General features: G+C 63.8%; 11 protein-coding genes and 3 pseudogenes. 9 read left to right on the top strand and 5 right to left on the bottom strand.

The window, feature by feature from the left end; all coding sequences use genetic code 11:
* Positions 1-100: 100 nt before the first annotated feature.
* Positions 101-949: an aminoglycoside 3-N-acetyltransferase gene (gene aac(3), locus ACN27C_RS20030; protein ID WP_422747368.1), complete on the bottom strand. Its 849-nt coding sequence runs from the start codon at positions 947-949 to the stop codon at positions 101-103.
* 361 nt (positions 950-1,310) lie between these two features.
* A complete protein-coding gene (locus ACN27C_RS20025) occupies positions 1,311-2,906 on the bottom strand; it encodes a serine/threonine-protein kinase (RefSeq protein WP_422747366.1) in 1,596 nt (531 codons plus the stop codon).
* Between the two features lie 522 nt (positions 2,907-3,428).
* On the opposite strand from ACN27C_RS20025, the gene ACN27C_RS20020 reads away from it, so the two are divergent.
* The 4 genes and pseudogenes from ACN27C_RS20020 (at position 3,429) to ACN27C_RS20005 (ending at position 8,094) form a co-directional block, all read left to right on the top strand.
* The gene (locus ACN27C_RS20020) at positions 3,429-3,812 is read left to right on the top strand and encodes an SCP2 sterol-binding domain-containing protein (RefSeq protein WP_120569287.1); all 384 of its coding nucleotides are present in this window, start codon (positions 3,429-3,431) and stop codon (positions 3,810-3,812) included.
* Entirely contained in the window at positions 3,805-5,889 is a 2,085-nt protein-coding gene (locus ACN27C_RS20015) for a glycogen debranching N-terminal domain-containing protein (protein WP_120569286.1), read from the top strand. Before ACN27C_RS20020 ends, ACN27C_RS20015 begins: the two co-directional genes overlap by 8 nt.
* A gap of 12 nt (positions 5,890-5,901) precedes the next feature.
* The gene (locus ACN27C_RS20010; RefSeq protein ID WP_120569285.1) at positions 5,902-6,519 is read left to right on the top strand and encodes a cysteine hydrolase; all 618 of its coding nucleotides are present in this window, start codon (positions 5,902-5,904) and stop codon (positions 6,517-6,519) included.
* A gap of 803 nt (positions 6,520-7,322) precedes the next feature.
* Positions 7,323-8,094 (top strand): annotated as a pseudogene (locus ACN27C_RS20005) (transposase family protein).
* A gap of 84 nt (positions 8,095-8,178) precedes the next feature.
* Here the strand turns inward: ACN27C_RS20005 and ACN27C_RS20000 are convergent.
* Together ACN27C_RS20000 and ACN27C_RS19995 are read right to left on the bottom strand one after the other, a co-directional pair.
* Positions 8,179-8,742, bottom strand: a complete 564-nt coding sequence (locus ACN27C_RS20000) for a hypothetical protein (protein ID WP_422747363.1) — start codon at positions 8,740-8,742, stop codon at positions 8,179-8,181.
* 745 nt (positions 8,743-9,487) lie between these two features.
* A complete protein-coding gene (locus ACN27C_RS19995) occupies positions 9,488-9,952 on the bottom strand; it encodes a MarR family winged helix-turn-helix transcriptional regulator (RefSeq protein WP_120569284.1) in 465 nt (154 codons plus the stop codon).
* A gap of 83 nt (positions 9,953-10,035) precedes the next feature.
* Between ACN27C_RS19995 and ACN27C_RS19990 the strand changes: the two genes are divergently transcribed.
* Positions 10,036-10,422, top strand: a complete 387-nt coding sequence (locus tag ACN27C_RS19990; protein WP_120569283.1) for a hypothetical protein — start codon at positions 10,036-10,038, stop codon at positions 10,420-10,422.
* 381 nt (positions 10,423-10,803) lie between these two features.
* Here ACN27C_RS19990 and ACN27C_RS19985 read toward each other — a convergent pair whose 3' ends face one another.
* Positions 10,804-12,444 (bottom strand): RecQ family ATP-dependent DNA helicase, encoded by a 1,641-nt coding sequence (locus ACN27C_RS19985; RefSeq protein ID WP_120569282.1) that lies wholly within the window; start codon positions 12,442-12,444, stop codon positions 10,804-10,806.
* A gap of 394 nt (positions 12,445-12,838) precedes the next feature.
* Here ACN27C_RS19985 and ACN27C_RS19980 point away from each other — a divergent pair, with 394 nt between their 5' ends.
* The 4 genes and pseudogenes from ACN27C_RS19980 to ACN27C_RS19965 all read left to right on the top strand — a co-directional run.
* Positions 12,839-13,741, top strand: coding sequence for a GOLPH3/VPS74 family protein (locus ACN27C_RS19980; protein ID WP_422747360.1), 903 nt, complete (start codon positions 12,839-12,841; stop codon positions 13,739-13,741).
* A 1,798-nt stretch (positions 13,742-15,539) separates the two neighbouring features.
* A pseudogene (locus ACN27C_RS19975) lies at positions 15,540-16,315 on the top strand (transposase family protein).
* A 26-nt stretch (positions 16,316-16,341) separates the two neighbouring features.
* Positions 16,342-16,806 (top strand): transposase, encoded by a 465-nt coding sequence (locus ACN27C_RS19970; RefSeq protein ID WP_422751657.1) that lies wholly within the window; start codon positions 16,342-16,344, stop codon positions 16,804-16,806.
* Positions 16,775-16,990 (top strand): annotated as a pseudogene (locus tag ACN27C_RS19965) (transposase); the annotation flags it as partial. The gene ACN27C_RS19970 and the pseudogene ACN27C_RS19965, both read left to right, overlap by 32 nt.
* Between the last annotated feature and the right edge of the window lie 1,599 nt (positions 16,991-18,589).

Raw genomic sequence — 18,589 nt, 5'->3', positions numbered from 1 at the left:
GATCGTCTAGCCGGACGTGTCGCCCCACGTCCCGGCTGACCTGTCACGCAACTCCTGAGACCCGACACCGGCACGGAAAGTGTCGGCCTGACACCCGGTGCTATCTCTTCAGCTTGGCCTCGATCCAGTTGATCGCAAAATTGAAGACAGGCTCCGCTTCAAACAGGTAGCTATCCGCGGCGCCGACCCTGCCCTGACGACCGATTCCTGCCGAGAGCATGTCCCGTGCAATGGCCTCGAACGGCTCCACCCCTCGGCGCACCACCGTCGAGTAGTCGAACGCTCCTTCCTCAGAGTCGATATCGCGGAATTGTCGCCAGACCCGCTGGCCGTTAACGAGGATCGGTTGTTCGTAGGTCACGAACCGTTTGCTGCGGACGTCGGCCAACGCCTCAGCGTGATGCAACAGCGTCATGGTGTCCAATGGAGCGCCAAGTAACAAGACTCGGCCGCTATGGGCGATCAGCCGTGCTAGCGGCGTGTCGGATCCGTGAGGATGGTCCCACGGATGCTCTGCCATCAGTTCGGCTGCGGCCGGACCCAGGGCTGCGAAACTGGCGTCGGGGTGCCGACTTCGGATCGCACCAGGCCAGCGGCGCAGCGCTTCTGGGAGACGACCATTATTGTAGTCCGCCTCACTGAGGTCCGGGTCGTACGCGGGATGCTCTGCTCGCAGGGCGTCCTGCCAGTCCCGTGGCCAATCGAGGAAGTCATATGGAGGCGCGTTGTTCCAGCCACAGGGCACCATAAGGGTTCCACGGACTCCCACAACGTCGAGGAGTGCGCCGATGATTGTCTGCGGTCCGCCAGCCACGTACCCGATGGCAGACATGCGGGTGTGGAAAATCACCACGTCTCCGTCTTTGAGACCGAGATCAGCAAGGTCATGCTTGATCCGGCTTCGGGTAACGGGACCGCCGGAGTGATTGAGTAAGCTCATCTCTTCCATAGCTAGCAGCCTCTCCTGAGCCGGGGCGTCAGGCAACCGGGTAATCTTTCTGCCTCGGAGGGTGTGGGACTTGGCGCAGGACTGAGCGAGGCTCTCGGTCGAGGGGGCGGGAAAGAAAGACGCCGACGTGTCGCAACGCCCTCAGGAGATCCTGCCACGCGTCACCGGTGGTTTGTATTAGGACAGGCACGGGAGACGACCGCGGAACGGCTTCTACATCGAAATGCTTCACCAGAGCTCAACGCTCGGTCGGACCGGATCGACGCCGCAGCTAGGCTTGAAACCAACTGATTACCGGGCACACGCGCCTTCTTCGCAGGGTCCGACCGGCGCCCGACTCGGCGCAAACCGCGCCAAGCCCTTAATCGTCTTCTTGCTCATCCTCATCCTGACCTTCGCGATGACGCGGTCGCCACTCGGTGCGCTCGCCGTCGCCATCCACGCTGCCCCGGGTTTTGGTGGCCGGCTTGACCGGCGTCTTCACCGGCGGTGCGGTGGTCGGCGCCGAGCCGGCGATGCCGGAGACCTGCACGCCGCAGGTGCTGTCGCCGAGCGTGAACTCGACCGGCAGCGTGTTGCTCCCGGTGTAGCGACCGGCGAGCGTCAGCTTCGTCGACGCGCCGGGCGCCAGCGCCGGGTCCGTCGCCGGCGCGGCGATCGAGACGGTACGCCCCGCCTGACGCGCCGTGGGCTGGGACGTGGTGACGGTCTGCTTGCCGGGGAACGTGAAGTTCATGGTCCAGCCGCGCAGTTCCCGGTCGCTGGTGTTGGTGAGCGTCAGCTCGGCGGAGAACTCCTTGCCGGTGTCGCGGCGCAGCGAGTAGTCGACAGCGCAGGGGACCGCCTCGGGCAGGCTCATCCGCGCCTCGGTCGGCTCCACCCCGCCGCTGGCCGGGCTGCGCGACGTGAGACCCCACAGCGTGGCGGTCACCGCGACCAGTCCGACGGCGGCCACGCCGGCCTCCACCTTGCGCCGCCGCGCCACCGCCCGCCGCGTTCGGGTACGGACCGCCGAGAACGGCAGCGCGTCGGTCTCCGCCGACCACGGCAGGATCGTGGTTCCGGCGTTCTCGGCGAGCCCCGGGTCCATCCGGCCGAACGCCGGCGACACCGGCACGATCGCCGCGATACCGGCCGCCTCGGCGAGCGTACGGGCCACCTCGGCGGTGGCCGGGCGGTCCTCGGGGCGCTTCGCCAGGCACCGCTGCACCAGCGCGGCGACCGGCTCGGGCAGGCCCGGCACCGCGGGCATCGGGTCCGGGTCGCGGTACATGTGCGCGCGCAGCATCTGGGTGGTGGTGCTGGCCTGCCACGGCAGGCGGCCGGTCAGCATCCGGTAGAGCAGCAGCCCGACCGCGTACACGTCGGTGGCCGGCGAGACGTGGCCGTTGTCCAGCCGCTCCGGCGCCAGGTACGCGGGCGTGCCGAGCAGCGCGCCGTCCGGCCCCTTGTCGCTCTCCCCCACCAGCGCCGAGATGCCGAAGTCGACGACCTTCACCCCGGTCGGGGTCAGCATGACGTTGCCCGGGGTCACGTCCCGGTGCACCACGCCACGGGCGTGCGCGGCGGCCAGCGCCGAGGCGACCTCCGCGCCGATGGTCATGGCCTCCCGCCAGGGAAGCTGCCCGTCGCGGCCGAGCCGCCCGCTGAGCGGACCGCCGTCGACCAGCTCCATGACCACGTACGGCACGGTCAAGCCGACCTGCACGGACTCGCCGTAGTCGTACACGTTGGTGATGTTGGGGTGGCACAGCCGCGCGGCGGCCTGCGCCTCCACCCGGATCCGGTGCCGGAACGCCTTGTCGCTGGCCAGCCGCGACGCCAGCACCTTGACCGCCACCTGCCGGCCCAGCACCTCGTCGTAGCCGCGCCAGACGACCGACATGCCGCCCGCACCCAGCTGCTCGACCAACCGGTATCGCTCGCCGAGCAACTCCATGTTGTTCAGTCGCCTCATGGCCGGATTCATTGCCCCTGAAGCTGCGAAAGACACCTAGCGGCTTGTATAGCAAGTCGCGATAGCTTCAGCACCTAAGCTGGCCGTTCCGCCGCCGAGCTTTACCCTGCACAGCGTTCATATGCGCGAGTTTCAGATGAAATATCCCTTTTGCTATTTTCGAACAGGCCACGTCCTGGGCGCGAGCCCGCGATGCGAGCTAGGCCGAACGGAGGCACCTCATAGCGACTGAGCGGCTGGCCGGATGACCCTTAACGCCGGAAGCTTCCAGATTCGGACGACAAAGCGCGAGCACAGATGATAGTCGTGGTATCAGTAGCCGATCGCGTCCAAGAACCTCCTCGCCTTGAAGATCTAACGAGCATCTTTTGGGTACACCGCGTCGGCGGCCTGCCGCCGCCCACAAGAGTCGTGTCAGCGTTACACCTGCGGGAACTTCACGTGCAGCAGGGTTCGGGCAGCACGTGTCCGCTTCGCCGATAGGGCCTACGAAGTCCAGGCCGGATCTGACAAGGAGGCCCGATGACGGACGCCACCGGGGATTTCTTCCAGGAACTGGCACACCGGCACCATGACCGCCGACTCCAGGCGATCGACCACGGCAGCGTGCGTTTCGATATCAGCGACAGAGGGCGCGCTCGGCATTGGCTGGTCCGCATCGCAAGAGGACGGATATGGGTGGCCCAGGTAGATTCACCAAGAGGCGGAGACGCAGTTGTCGAAGCAGATAGCAGCGTATTCGACCGGATCGCACGAGGTGAAGCATATTTTCTAACGACAGTTCTGCGCGGCGAAGCAACAGTCATCGGAAGCCCTCATCTCTTCGCCACGGTCCGCAAGCTCTTTCCACCCCCACCCTATCGCCATGCCGACGAGATGGAACGCTCAGGAGGCAGCCATGAATGAGGAACAAGTGGGCATCCTGGACGGTAGAGTTTTTATGGTCTGTGACCGCTCGGGTGACATCCTTGAATCAGCCGACGGTTCTCTCGGGCTGTTTGCTCACGACACACGTCTGCTATCTAAGTGGGTGCTGACCGTGGATGGCGAACGCTTAAGCACCCTCGCCATCGACGATGTCCACTACTTCGAGAATCGGTTCTATCTTGTCCCTGGGCGGCAAGACGTCTACGTCAACAGCACGCTTTCGGTGCGGCGCGTACACACTTTGAGCTCCGGCCTCCACGAGGATCTTGAGATCATCAATCACGACGGAGAGCCGGTCGACATAGTCGTAAGAATCGAAGTTGACGCCGACTTCGCTGACCTTTTTGAAGCCAAGGACGGCCTTGTTTCAAAAAGAGGCAGGCACTATCGCCGGATCGAGGACAGCCAGCTGATTCTCGGCTACGAGCGAGATCGTTTCAGGAGGGAGACCGTCATTTCTTCCTCGACACCTGCGGAAATAGGCAATGCAGGATTGACTCTCCGAGTGCACCTGGAGCCCTACGGCGACTGGAAGACAAGGCTCAGCGCGACGCCTTCGCTTCCTGTACCACAAGGACTAGAGCGGCTTGCGCTCCCGAGAGGCACGGATTCCGCCGAAGAAAAGGCGCGACAGCTAACAGAGTGGCTCGACATGGCCCCCCGGCTAGAGTCGAGCTGGGAGCCGCTGCGCGCCACATACCGACGCAGCCTGATCGACTTGGCAGCCCTGCGTTTCAGTCCATTCCTCGCAGAAGACCGCAGCATGCCGGCTGCTGGGCTGCCTTGGTTCATGGCTCTGTTTGGCCGCGACAGCATTTTCGCTAGCTTGCAGGCGCTGCCATTTGTGTCGGAACTGGCGGCCACCACTCTGCGGGTGCTCGCGTTTCGGCAAGGCAGCCGGGTAGACGACTTCCGGGAGGAAGAGCCCGGTCGCATTCTTCATGAAATGCGATATGGCGAGAAGAGCGTATTCGAAGAGAGCCCACATACGCCATACTTCGGCAGCGCCGACGCGACGCCTCTATTTCTCGTGCTACTCGACGAGTACGAGAGATGGACTGGCGACGAGGACCTGGTCCGCTCACTAGAACAGGAAGCGCGGGAAGCAGTAGATTGGATAAACAAGTACGCCGACCGCAGCGGAATCGGGTATGTCTCATTTCAGAGACGCAACACCCTAAACGGTCTAGAGAATCAATGCTGGAAGGACTCCTGGGATGGAGTATCCTTCCGCGACGGACGGCTTCCCGGCTTTCCTCGGGCCACCTGCGAACTCCAGGGCTACGCCTACGATGCCAAGATTCGAACAGCTAGGCTAGCCCGGAACATCTGGGGCGACGCCGCGTTCGCCGCACGCCTGGAGCAAGAAGCTGCCGAGTTGAAAGAACGCTTCAACCGTGACTTCTGGGTCAACGAAGGCGAATATATGGCCCTCGCCCTGGATCGCGACGGCCGTCAAGTCGATGCTCTATCGTCGAATATCGGACACCTGCTTTGGAGTGGCATCGTTGACGAATCTAAAGCGGAATGCCTTGTGCGCCACCTTATGTCTCCACGGCTTTTTAGCGGCTGGGGAGTACGCACGCTCGCGGAGGGTGAGGCGCGCTACAATCCCATCGGCTATCACGTAGGGACAATCTGGCCTTTCGACAACTCCATTATCGCCTGGGGCCTTCGACGATACGGTTACCCTGAAGCCGCAGCGAGGATTGCCGCCGGCATCCTCGACGCAGCAGTATTTTACGATGGCCGACTCCCCGAGGCTTTCGCGGGATATGCCCGATCTGAAACCATGTTTCCGGTCAACTACCCTACAGCCTGCAGCCCTCAAGCTTGGTCTGCCGGAGCTCCCCTCTTGCTGCTGAGGACTATGCTAGGACTTGAGCCACGAGGGGAGGATTTGATCATCCGGCCGGCCCTCCCTTCCAACCTGGGCCACGTGGCTTTGCTTGACATCCCCGGACGTTGGGGCCACCTCGACGCCTACGGACGAAGCCCCGATGCCACCAAGAGCCACGACCAGCAGACGTCACCGCAGCAACTTTCCTCACCTTGACTGGAGGCATCGATGCGCGACACGGAATTCGGACGAGCCGCCGTTCTTTCCATTCACTGGCAGTATGAGGTGGTGGACCCCGACGGTATTTTCGGGCCCTTCTATGCCGAGCAGGTGGCACGGCATCACGTTCTGCCCAATGCGCGCCTCGTAAACGAAGCTGTCCGTGTCGCCGGAGGGCTAGTCATTTATACGCGTGTCGCGTACCGGCACGATTACCTGGATCTCATTCCAAATACCCCTGCTTTTCAGATGATCAGAGATCAGGAAGCCTTCCTGGAAGGTGCTCCGAATAGTCGGATTGTTGACGAGATCGCTCCACAAGTCAGCGACCTTGTCATCACCCACACGCGACTTACAGGCTTCTTTGGTACCGACCTGGACACGATCTTGCGTGGGGCACATATTGATACCGTGCTGCTTACGGGAGTCGCAACGAACCTGTCCGTCTTGGGAACTGCGTTCGAAGCGATTAACTACGGCTATCGTACCATCACTATTTCTGACGGCTGCGCGGCAGAATCCGATCAAACACATCTCGTGTCGCTGGAGACCTTGGGCCGGCTGGGACGACTTGCTACCACGCGCGAGATCGTCGATCGCCTTCGACCTAGCAACGCGGACGCCTAGCCCGGCATCTATCACCTTAGCCTGGAGCCGGCGCCGCTTCGCGCGTCGAGGTGGCATGTTGCTGCGAAACTCGCCCATCAACTCGGGCGCGTCCTCCCCGCACGGCGCTGATGCGCTGGGAACTGACGATGTCGAGGCGTGCGGCTCAATGGCTACCAGACGCGGCGAGCTGATGCGAAGGTGCTTCGTCAGTCGGGTTGGCGGCGCCACGGCCGCAGGGCGACGGTGTCGCACCGCTCACAGGCCGCCGTCGATGCGGCGAACCGCCATCAAGGCGGTCCGGTGGCGGATCCTTTTGCACCGCATCAGCTGGTCGGCCTACGGTCGGCGCACCGGCCCGTCGAACGCGACAAAGCCGCGGTTCTCGACGTGGCAGCAGCGGGTGTGGCCGGCCGGAAAACAAGTGGCCGCAGCGCGACGCGGCGCCGCCCACCTCCCAGCGATCACCCGCTACCAAGATAAGCGTGCTCAGTACCGGCCTTACCTTTAACGACTCAGCTGACCGTTCAAGATTTGCAGCAGCGGCTCCGGCATCGCCCTGCTCCCCCGGCCAGGGCCCACCGGACATTGCCGAGGTCCTTCGTCTGCCAGCAGTCGCACTCAGATTCAGCGAGAAGGAACCACGAACAGGCGTCCCGCAGGGGAACGCGGCACCTTCACAGGCGAGCCCTGGCGAAGCCCGTCCGTGAGGCGCTCGCCCGTGAGGCACGAGCTGCGCCGCGAGAACGGATCGATGTTCGCCCTAAGGGACGTCTCGTAACCCTGGCGTCTGTCGGTTGAGGACGATTAGGCAGGATGCCTGGGTGCAGGTGATCACGGCAGCCCGGCCGGAGTGGATCTTTCCGTTCACCGGGTTGCAGCCCGCCCAGTTCCGTAAGCTGGTCCGCCTGGTCGCCGAGCGGGGCGGGGACGGCATCGCCGACGGCCGGCAGTGGGCCCTCGACCTCGCCGACCGGGTGCTGCTGGTGGCCACCTACTGGCGCACGAACCTGACGATGCGCCAGATCGGCCCGCTGTTCGGGGTGTCGCACTCCGCAGCCCACCGGGTCATCGACACCCTCGCGCCGCTGCTGGCCCTGGCGCCGGTACGCAAACGGCCAGTCGCGCAGATCGCGATCGTCGACGGGACTCTGATCCCCACCCGCGATCACCGGCTGGCCGCCCGGAGCAAGAACTACCGGAACTCGACGAACCTGCAGGTCGCCATCGACGCCTCCACCCGTCTGATCATCGCCGTCGGCGAACCGCAGCCCGGCAACCGCAACGACACCATCGTCTACCGCACCTCCGGCATCGACCAGAAGCTGCACGGGCGGCCGGTGATGGTCGACGGCGGCTACCGCGGCAACCCCGAGGTGATCATGCCGTACCGCAAGCCCTCCGACGGCAGCGACCTGCCGGATTGGAAGGAAGCCCTCAACGTCGAACACCGCACCCGTCCGAGCAGGGGTCGAACACGCTCTGGCCAGGATGAAGGGCTTCAAGACCCCGCGCGACTACCGCCCCGCCACCCACACATTGGCCGACGCCACTTCCGGCATCGCCAACCTCCACAACATCATCCTCGTCGGCTGACCACCGGCCCGGTACCGGGCAACGCTTGCATCCAGTTACGAGACGTCCCTTAGCCGCGGATACCACTACCTCGTCGGGTCTCGGTCAGGTACACATCGCCGCCCGCCATGCCTGATACTTTTCCACCACCGTGGCGACACGTTGCTCAATCTTGGTCGCCTGGCTTCTGCTCACCCTCAGGCTCCGGGCCATCTGTGAAGCCGCCAGAGCCAGCTCTGCATTATAATCAGTGATCGCGGTCGCGAGCTCGTTTGCTTGCTGGTCATTATGCCCCTTTACGGCATTTAGATATTTCTCGCCGTTTCGCGCAGCAATTTTGATCGAACGGTCGTCGAACTTGCCGATGGATGGTGAAGCGGCAGGCAGCTCTGACCCAGCCCAAGCATTATGGGCCATGCCGATGGTCTGACATTCGATCTCGATAGCCGCCGGTCGCGCAATAGGAGACGGGGGCGTTGGACCGGCGACCGCATCGCTTTTGGGGATGTTTTCCCCAGGCGCGATGAAGTGAAGGACTGTCGCAACAAGCATGAGAACGGCGGCAAGGGTGCAGAGGAATGGAAGTGATGCGCTGCGGATAGGAGTCGGTCCAGGATCCGGGACAAGCTCAAGGGGTTGATCCCGATCGAGTTTCCCGAGATCGGCCATGGGCCACTCCTAATTCTGCTGTACTGCTATTCGATCAAGCACTGTACCGGATCGCTTCTCGTTTGCGCCATTGAACATCGCCATAGGCTGCTACGGACCCGCCACTGGCCGGCCAGAAGCCGGATATTGTCAGTACCCGTGAGCCATTTCGACGAGGACAGCGCCCACCTTTGACGCGCATTTTCGTGAGCACCGGGACAGGGCGTCGGGAGACAAACGCCAGCTACGGACTCGCGGAGACGCCCGCCTCGGCAGGTTCCTCGCCAATGGAAACCACACGCAAGCCTGCTGTCGGCGGCCCGAGCCAGCGTGCTGACTCGGGCCGCTTCGGCCTGTGTCTGGGCCGATATGATGGTATCGCGTTAACCGGGTCGCCAGGCGAATGTTATGAAGAAGTACTATGGAAGCTTTCCGCCGCACCCTCGGCGCCACAACGATCGACGCTGCTTGCCCCTCGGCTCGCACCTCGACTTCCTTTGCAAACCTTGGTTGCGCCGAAGGCGAGCAGTGACGGCCCCATACGCCGAGTGAGTACCACCGAGGCCATGAGCGCGGATGCAATCGCAGGATGGCCCAGCTTAGCGTGGGGCCGAAACCAGGTTCACAGCTGGCGGGCGCGACCAGGACCGCCATTGATGGGTGGAGTGCTGACTTAACCATCCGCCATTACGCAAACTCCGGCAGCGATACCGGCAGCACGAGCGCAACCTGACAAGCCCCCTGCCATGGCTCAGTCCCTTCCTGCTCAAACCGCCCGGCTCGCCTGGATTATGCCCAGGAGCGCCTGGTGAAGTTGGCAGCGTTCCCGCTCACCCAGCCAGCCGAACAAGTGTTCGATTATCTCGCCAGCCGCTGCATTCGCGGCCGCGAGCCGCTGCCGCCCTGTTTCGGTGATAGTTACGTGAAACGAGCGCCGGTCATGAGGGTTTCGCGTTCGCTGCGCCAGCTGATCGTGTTCGAGCCGGTCGATGATGCGGACAAGCGTCGACTTGTCCACGCCCGCGAGATCGGTGAGTTGACGTTGCGTTAGCCCGCCGTGCACCAAGAACTGCAGGATGCCGAAGTGGCGTACGTCCATCTCGACGGACTGCAAGGCGGATGCGAGGTGGCAGCGGGCCGCACGATGGGCCATCTGAAGCAGCAGTCCTGTAGCAACGTGTCCGGCTGGCAACGGAACAGTAGGCCATGACGGCCGGGCGCTGTCGAGCATCTCGCTAGCCTAGCCGATAAGGTAGTTTCATCTGAGATAGTCTGACTTCGTAGCGGCGGCCCACTCAGCTGGAAGGGACTCCTATGCTTGAGATGCTCGCCCCCACCGTCGACGTGCCAGCGCCTGTACTTTGGGCCGCAGTATGCATCGCCTTGCTCGTCATCGAACATGTCTTCTCGCTGGCCACGCCGCCATATGGGCTGCATGTGCCCTTCTTCTTCCACCTTGTCTCCTCAGGCTTGTACTCATGGCTCGGTGTACAGGTATGGAACGGAGCCGGCTGGGCATCGATCGTCTTGACGGTTCTGCTGGGAGTGCAAGGAGTGGGGCGGGTTTTCGTGTGGCGCGCGGAGGACCGTGCGTATGCGGCGCTCGTCAAGACGATTCTGGCCGCCGGCCAGGCAGTCACCGCGGTGACCCTAGCCTTGCTGTGGATTCCAGAGTCGGCGCGTCAGTATTTGCTTGGGTAGATACGAGCACGCCACTGCAGAATGACCGATTAGGCCATCCATCGCACGCCGCGATCACCGACGGCCGTGCTGGTATGCGCATCGGCTCGGCGATCATTTGGAGGGTCGTCGGACGTCCGTCCTCTCCGGCGGCACCCTGCGATGGCCCAAGCGAAGCCTTTCGGCTTCACGGCGGGCTCGATGCCCGTGTGCAACCGCCGACGCGGTCAGGATCAACCAGGCCCTAGCTGGGACGTGTACCAGAAGTGCGGCTACGGCCGGGGTATGGACCAAAGTGGCCTTCTCGTTTGACGGCCGACGGCGAAGGGGCACCGTCGGCCGTCCCGTGCTGCGACAGGCCCGTCGCTGACATCAGCGCTTGGGTACGAGTGAGAGGACTGCCTATCGCCGATCCTTGTGGAGGGTCAGCAGACCCTGAGTTTGCACGACCGATACCGACAGCATCTTGTAACCGACGTCGTCGAAGAGGACGGTAACGCGGTCTTTCTCGTAACCCAGAACCATACCGAACCCCCATTTTGGGTGCCGAACGGTGCTATGCAGTGGGTACGGCCCATCCTCCGGAAGGACCTCGGAGGTGCCTGCTTGACAGTTGTCGCAGTGTCCGCAGGGGTGATTCGCTTGCTCTCCGAAGTAGCCCAGCAGCGCCTGCATCCGGCATCCCTGGCCCTCGGCAAAGCGGCGCATCATGTCGGTGCGGGAGCGCTGGCCGGCCTGGCGACGGCTGTGCTCCGCCAGCGCCTCCCGCGCCACCTGCTCCGGCAGCTGAGCACGGGGGGCAACGTGGAGCTGAGCTTTCGAGCCTGTCGCTACGGCGCCCACCTGCTCGAGCAGGCCGACGTAGCTCGCCACCTTGCGCTGGCTCAGGCCGACGGCCTTGGCGAGAGCCGTACGAGTGAGCGGGCCACGATGCAAGGCGACGGCAACTGCTCGCAGCTCTGCCAAATCAGGCGAGCCAGCATTGAAGAAGCGGTGCAGCGCCACATCTTCAGGCCGGTAGAGCAGCAACGCTCGGGCTGCCTCTCCATCGCGGCCGGCCCGTCCAATCTCCTGTAGGTAGCTGTCCGGCGAGTCGGGCAAGGCCATGTGGGCCACCCAGCGGATGTTCTGCTTATCAATGCCCATGCCGAACGCCGAGGTGGCCACCATGATTGGCACACGGTCAGCAAGGAAATCCTCGTGACGACGGTGGCGCACTCCAGCAGCCATCCCGCCGTGATATGCCTGAGCGGAATGACCCGCGCTGGATAGCCTTCGCGTGAGTTCCTCTGCGGCGCGGCGAGTTGGGGTGTAGATGATCCCGGGGGGATCCGCCTCTTTGAGCAGGGTAAGCAACCTCCGCCATCGGTATTCCTCACTGGGGCATTGGACAGCGGCGACGAAAAGGTTTGGACGGTCGAGTCCGGACAGCACGAGCCGCGGTCTACGCATACCGAGCAGCGTGGTGATGTTTTCGCGCACCGGGGGTGAGGCCGTTGCGGTCAGAGCCACCACAGGCGGGCTCCCGAGCCCGCGTATGAGATGTCCGAGAGCCAAGTAGTCCGGCCGAAAGTCGTGCCCCCAGGACGAGATGCAATGCGCCTCGTCAACCGCGACCAAGGCGGGTCTCAAGGCTCGAACCTGAGCAAGCCGGTCCGGTGAGGCGAGCTGTTCCGGCGTAATGAACAGGAACTTCGCCCTCCCCGCGCGCAGCTCCTCCAATGCCGCCACCTGCCTACTTGCGCTCTCCGCTGAGCTGATGCGAACTGCGCGCAACGCGGGGTCGCCCCTGTTGTTGAGATTGCTGATCTGATCTTGCTGCAGAGCCAGCAGCGGCGAAATCACCACCGTAGGACCCCGCAGGAGCGCGGCGGGCACCTGATAGATAGCGGACTTCCCGCCGCCGGTAGGGAGAACGACCAGCACGTCACCACCGGCCAGTAGCGTGCGCATTGCCTGCATCTGAGCGGGACGCAGCTCCTCCCAGCCGAAGTGCCTACGGGCGGCGCGCCGTAGCCGGAAGGAGCGAAAGAGAAGAATCATTGCCGGGCATACTAGCCAACCACCCATACGGGTCCTAATCGCCCCGCATGAGCAGTGGGAGATGGCCCTCAGCGAGCCGGGGCATTGACTTGGCCGCCCTGGCTGAGGCCGGCTCCGCGGCCTCCCTCTCGACCCGGCGGAAGCCGTGGGCTTACGCCTCGCCTGCTGCGGGCGCCACTCGCCCGCAATTTGCCGTCAGGCAGAGTCCTCGCCTGTCCTCAGCAGGCGCCATCTTAAGGCGATACGAATACGCGATAACGCGAGGCTATCACCGAGATCGGTTCGCGAAAATCAACCGCCTGAGCTGCTGCTATAGCGCTAGCGAAGACGACCTACCGCTGAGTGGTCGCTCGGCGCCTGCCCGTGCTGATCCGAGCAGACTTTCGCGGGAGCCATGCGGACCGCTAGCATCTGCTTGAATTTGGCTAGCCATATGAAAGGCTTCCACTCCAAAGCAGAGGCTCAGGCACAGCGAAAGATGGCACCACCCGGCTACGCCAGCGCGTCAACTGCGTTGGATTCCCATTCACAGTTAACGACTCGAGGCGAGGTAGCTCCGACGGTGACGCCACCCAATCAGAAGCTCACGCTGCGAGATCAGCTATTCCTGCTGGGGCACAACGACGACTCAGGGCGCTGCAGACTGCGGACACCCGCCCTAGCCGTTGGGCTGGCCGGAGCATCGGCAATTCAGCTCTTTCTAGCGGGAAGACTGACAGTTGTTCAGCCGTCGACCGCGGAGGACGCGTCCCTGCTTCTCTACACCCGCGCCGGGGCTTCGATTGCCGACCCGATCTCCTGCCAGGCATTTGCCTCCATAGCAGGGGCCCAAACGCCGCCGCAGCTGAGCTCCTGGCTATGCGATTTTTCCCTCGGCCTCTATGCAAGAGTGCGGGGTCATTTAGTATCAATCGGGGTCCTGCGAGAATCTGTGAAGTCGCACTGTGGCGGTGTCTTTCAAACTCGCCGATGGCTGGCTACACACCCTAGGTGGACCGTTGTGACAAGAGCCAGGTTGTGCTACCTAGCACAGGGAAGGGAAGTTCCCGATAATTACACGGCCGCACTCGCGGGCTTGGTTGCGGCGCTCGGCCTTGTTACCCACCTCTACCTCGATGACGACGCAGCGTCTCTACCCAAACGATTGACGTCGGTTGCCGACGGGCATCATCCTGAGGTTCGCGCTATCACGTCTGCGGTGCAGCGAAACGCCTTCAACCTGGGTCAGTCGGCGCGACGGTTGGCAACATCCGTGAAAGCCCGCAATCAACCCCGACTGCCTACCCCTTCCAGATAGGCCTATTCCAGCCAGCGCGGGAGGCACTCTGCGTGTGGGGTGGGGGATTGCGCCTGCTCGGGGTCGAGGTAGAGGGCGTAGGCGGGCCAGTGCAGCCGCTCTCGTACGGCGATCGGCTGCCGCATGGTGGCGTTTGATGTCGGTGTTGAGGTTGTCCCAGGCGAGCACCATCGCTCGTGTAGTCACTGGTTTTTCGGAGTCGAGCAGGCCGATGTCGCCCCGTTCGCCGACGGTGCTTCCTTCGGTCTTCGAGCTCGGTGGGTGATCGTGCGCTACGTCAGCCGGGGATGCTAGGCAGGTTAGCGATCGAGACTCGTCTGGACTCCTTGCCCGATACCGGGCCATGTCGGACTAGCTGCTGGCCTTTCTTGGCGCAGCGTCCCAACGGCCTCGTCTCAAAGCGATGCACGTGTTCGCAGCCCCGCTACCGTCTTCCCGGCCAGGCATCTGGCCGCCATGCCGCGATCGTGCGTTCGACGGGCCGATGTGCGGGCACCCGCACCGCCCAACCGCCGCAGTCGCGCCTCGTCCATCCGACGACGGGCACGCCTTGTCTTTTAAGACCAAGACATTTTCATCACCTGCTGCCACCGCTTACGCAACCCGTACACCACGATCCGCGACACCCGCAGTCTGGCTGGACGTCCGGCACCGAGACCCGCGCAGTAACAGCCCCGCTCTGCAGCCTCAAATCCTTCCCCATGCTGCAGTAGTCAAATGTCGAAGCAACCCAACATCTGCACCTTCGCATCTGAGGCGGCGTGAGCCACAACTGCCGTGGCCGGTATGCCAAGGAGTGCGCCGTGTGTGCGATTCCAAGGGCATGATTCCCTGCGGAGGCAGCAACAATACCCAGCCGTCGCTGTTCCTAGCTGAGATCTGACAACGCCGCAAGTGCTCCCCGGATTTTGAAGCATCCGGTCGGCTGCCAGCCCTCCAGGTTGAGGAAGGAACAGTAGGCCGCAGTAGTCATAATCAACGGAGTTGGCTGCAACCAGTGGCGAACCCTGCACGAGCACGCTTGAGGTCGCCCAGATCAGGGACGCGCACTGCACGCGGCTCTTTTCCCATCAGGTGGCAATCCCTCCACTCCCGCTCCTCGATGAATAATCCAGAGAGGCCTCTTCGAATGCTCCAGTCCCCCGCTCAGCGGGGTATTAGCCACCACAATCATTGCAGGTCGGGTTCCTTAAGCGCGGTAGCGGAACCGCACCTGCCGGTTATAGCTTAGGGCTATCCATGATAGCGATGTTTTCCTATCTTTCGGCGGGGATACTTACCTGGCCGAGTGGCGTGGGGGGCTACGTGCCACTCGGCGGCTGGCCGGCGGCGCATGCTCCGTCGGCCAGCCGCAGATCATCGAGGCTGCCGTGGGGTTTGAGTCCCTGGCACTGCCTTTCATGACGGCACCGCTCATTGATGACGAGACGACAGCACCCCGACAGCCGATCCGGCGCTTGTCGTCCAGAGCAGCTCGACGCATCGTGATGTCGCCCGGCAGGCCCGCGGCTGCTCTTCACCGCTATAGAGCCTGTTTGTGAACCTCGGGGCGACGGGTGCTATGGGTCGGCGTGCTGGCTGACCGCGTGGCGGCTGTCGATGGGGTACGGGCTCTTGATAGGCAAACGGTTCCTACACCAACTGCCCTCAAGAGCCCGTGATGTCATTGAGCTCTTTTCATCGTGATCAAGGGCGGTTGAGCAGGTAGACGGGGGCGGCGTGTCGATTGTCCGGATAGGACGAAGCTCCCGGTAGGACAGCAGTCGACCAAGACGCACTGCCCAGCACGGGAGCTTCGTTGCTGACCTATCCTGCCAGTATCCCGCTGTCCACGCGCAGCCTGACCCGCCTGACCGAGCTGATCCGCGACCGCCGATGTGCGCTCGGCGGCCGCTGGCGGAGGCTGACTGCGCAGCAGCAGGCGCTGATGGCCTTGGCCCATCTGCGCAACGGTGATACCCTCACCCGCCTCGCGGCCGGCTTCGAGGTGTCGGTGGCCACCGTGTGGCGGTACCTACGCGAGGCCGTCGACCTGCTCGCCGCCTGCGCCGACGACGTCACCGCCGCCATGCGTCGGGCTGCCCGGTTGGCGTACGCGATCCTCGACGGCACGCTGATTTCCATCGACCGGGTCGCTGACCAGCGGCCCTACTACTCCACAAGCGCCACGGGGTGAACGTGCAGGTCCTGGCTGACCCGGCCGGGCGGTTGGTCTGGGCGTCGCCGGCGCTGCCCGGCGCGGTCCACGACCTCACCGCCGCCCGCACCCACGGACTTATCGACGCGCTGACCAGCGCAAACGTGCTGACCTTCGCAGACAAGGGCTATCAGGGCGCCGGCGGAAGCGTGCGCACGCCGTTCAAGCGCCACCGATACCGACCGAAGCTGTCCCGCCGCCAGCGGGCCGTCAACCGTGGTCATGCCCGGCTCCGCGCCCGCGGCGAACGAGCCATCGCCGCGCTGAAGACCTGGAAGATCCTGACCAAGCTGCGTTGCTGTCCCCGCCGCGCTACGGCGATCGTGCAGGCCATCCTCGTCCTGCACCGCGTCGAGACCAGCCGCTACTCAGGATGAAAACGGCTCATTGAACCCTTCTCCGACTGTCGCGTCCACGCGGACCTCGGGCGCGTCTTGTCTGCGGTTGCCTGACCCGGCCGCGGCGCTACCCGTCAGATCTCACCGATGCGCAGTGGGCGGTCCTTGAGCCGTTGTTGCCGGCGCCGTCGTGGCAACGCTCCACGGGCCGACGGCCGGAGCAGCACAGCCGTCGCCAGATCATCAACGCGTTGTTCTACTTGGTCGACAACGGCATCAAGTGGCGCGCCATGCCAGCGGACTTCCCGCCCTGGCGCACCGTCTACGGCTACTTCATCCGCTGGTCGGACAACCTCACCACCGTCGGGCTCACCCACCGACTACGCGCTTCGCTACGCGCCGCGCTGGGCCGTCGCGCTCAGCCCAGCGCCGGTTGTATCCGACGCCCAGTCAGTCCACGAGTCAGCCGAAGGCGTCGTACCGCGCGCCACCAGCGGCTACGACAGCCACAAGCGCGTCAACGGTCGTAAACGCCACATACTCGTCGACACCATTGGCCTACTCATCGACGTCGTGGCCACCACCGCCGGCACCGCTGACCAACGTATCGCTCCCGCTCTACTACACACGCCCCCGACCGTGGCATCCGCTACGTCTGGGCCGACCAGGGCTACTACTAGACAAGCTCATCGCCGCCGCACAACACGTCTGTGACATCACCCCGCAGATCGTGCTGCGCCCCACAAGCGGCACCGGCCGAAGCAAAGGATTCCACGTCCTACCCCGCCGCTGAGTCGTCGAACGCACCTTCGCCTGGATCAGCCGACGCCGCCGCTGCGCCCGCGACTACGAACGCCGACTCGACCACCACGAACCCATGGTCCACTGGGCCGCCATCATCCAGATGACCCGCCACCGAGCCCGACTCCCATAACACGACACCCACACAAGGTTCACAAACAGGCTCTATACGCTTGAACGTCTCGCCCTGTCCGAAGCACCACCCCACACAGCCGGCACGGGTAGACTATCCCGCGCGCTTTCCTTGCTTGCCGGAGAAAGACCATGCAGCCCGGGACCCGCAAGTCAGCCCTCGAAGCAGAGTGCCGATCCCACTGGTCCACACACGACCTGGAGCAGATGTCTTGGATGCATACCGCGTCCATGGTCGCGGGGGCCAAGGCCAGCCACGGAATCGGGGTGCTGACCAACGCCAATGTGGTCCTCGAAGGCCTATGGCATACAGAGTGCAGGATGACGCGCCCCTATCCGAGTACGAACCATGCCTGCTCAACCGTCCATGCCAGCTCGACAACCACTCCACCGGCTGTCGGAGTGATCATCGCTGCGGTCAGCCAATCTCGCTGCACGTGTAGGCGGTCGGTTGCGCTCCTCGCGGTGAGGTGGAAGCCCGCGTCGAGTGCTGCACCGAGTGCCTCGTCCACAGTGATTGGCCACGCGCCTACGTTGATCCTGTCTTTGGTGAATGGGCCTCGCGGCGGAGGCAAGGCGGGCGACATGACGACCCTCCTGACGACGATGGGCTGAGCGACGCATGATGCCGGTTCGCAAATCGTGTCGCGCCAGCGCAGCGGAGACGGGCAGCCCCTACGTTCCGGCGAACTGCACGGCCAATGATGCCTCCGGCCATTCTAGCCTTCGCCGGTTCGTCAGCCTGGCGCTGCTGGGAAGCGGCTACAGAGATCAATCGTAGGAAGGGGGTGTGACCATCAGCAGCTGGAGACACCGTGCGATCTGACGCAGTCGGCGACGTCTCGGCGCCGGGCTAACCGGCTACGGTCCGTCCGCGGGCGCGCCCCTACGCCTGCCGCGTAGCCGCCACCTGGAGTTGGCTTCAACTGATCGAGGCGCGCCTGGCGTCCACGGCCTGTCCAAACCCTTCCTTGCCTGCACAACGGCTGTTTGTCGGCCAGACACGCCACTGCCGCATGCACGATCCGACAGTTCGACGCTCGGGTGGGCGGCGATCTGTTCACTGCGGACGCCGCTATGCAGGTAGGCCTCGGCTCGTCACACCCTCAGCCGCCCTTATGAGCTAGCCCTCTAGACAGCAGTGATCGCGACACATGTGCTGGCGCACGCGAAGTAAGAGGGCATGGCATACCGCATGCTCCGAAAGTAGCAGCGTGAGGGGGAGCACCGACTTCCCAGCTGTCCGGCCGTCCCCGCTGACTCAGGGAGCACCCGCTGGGTGCGATCAGCACGACAGGAGGTGACGGAGACCCGCGCCGGAGTACAGATGTGAGCGTCATCCATCATGATCGACCAAACATGCGAGCGGACGGTGTCCGC

This window comes from Micromonospora sp. WMMD1219 (assembly GCF_049315215.1).
GTDB lineage: Bacteria > Actinomycetota > Actinomycetes > Mycobacteriales > Micromonosporaceae > Micromonospora > Micromonospora tulbaghiae.
Note: the sequence above shows the minus strand (reverse complement) of the source record. Positions and strands in the feature narration are given on the sequence as shown.

Coding starts and splice junctions, on each gene's coding strand:
- ACN27C_RS20025 (WP_422747366.1), bottom strand. CDS start 2,906: ATGAGGCGACTGAACAACATGGAGTTGCTCGGCGAGCGATACCGGTTG.
- ACN27C_RS20020 (WP_120569287.1), top strand. CDS start 3,429: ATGACGGACGCCACCGGGGATTTCTTCCAGGAACTGGCACACCGGCAC.
- ACN27C_RS20015 (WP_120569286.1), top strand. CDS start 3,805: ATGAATGAGGAACAAGTGGGCATCCTGGACGGTAGAGTTTTTATGGTC.
- ACN27C_RS20010 (WP_120569285.1), top strand. CDS start 5,902: ATGCGCGACACGGAATTCGGACGAGCCGCCGTTCTTTCCATTCACTGG.
- ACN27C_RS20000 (WP_422747363.1), bottom strand. CDS start 8,742: ATGGCCGATCTCGGGAAACTCGATCGGGATCAACCCCTTGAGCTTGTC.
- ACN27C_RS19995 (WP_120569284.1), bottom strand. CDS start 9,952: ATGCTCGACAGCGCCCGGCCGTCATGGCCTACTGTTCCGTTGCCAGCC.
- ACN27C_RS19990 (WP_120569283.1), top strand. CDS start 10,036: ATGCTTGAGATGCTCGCCCCCACCGTCGACGTGCCAGCGCCTGTACTT.
- ACN27C_RS19985 (WP_120569282.1), bottom strand. CDS start 12,444: ATGATTCTTCTCTTTCGCTCCTTCCGGCTACGGCGCGCCGCCCGTAGG.
- ACN27C_RS19980 (WP_422747360.1), top strand. CDS start 12,839: ATGCGGACCGCTAGCATCTGCTTGAATTTGGCTAGCCATATGAAAGGC.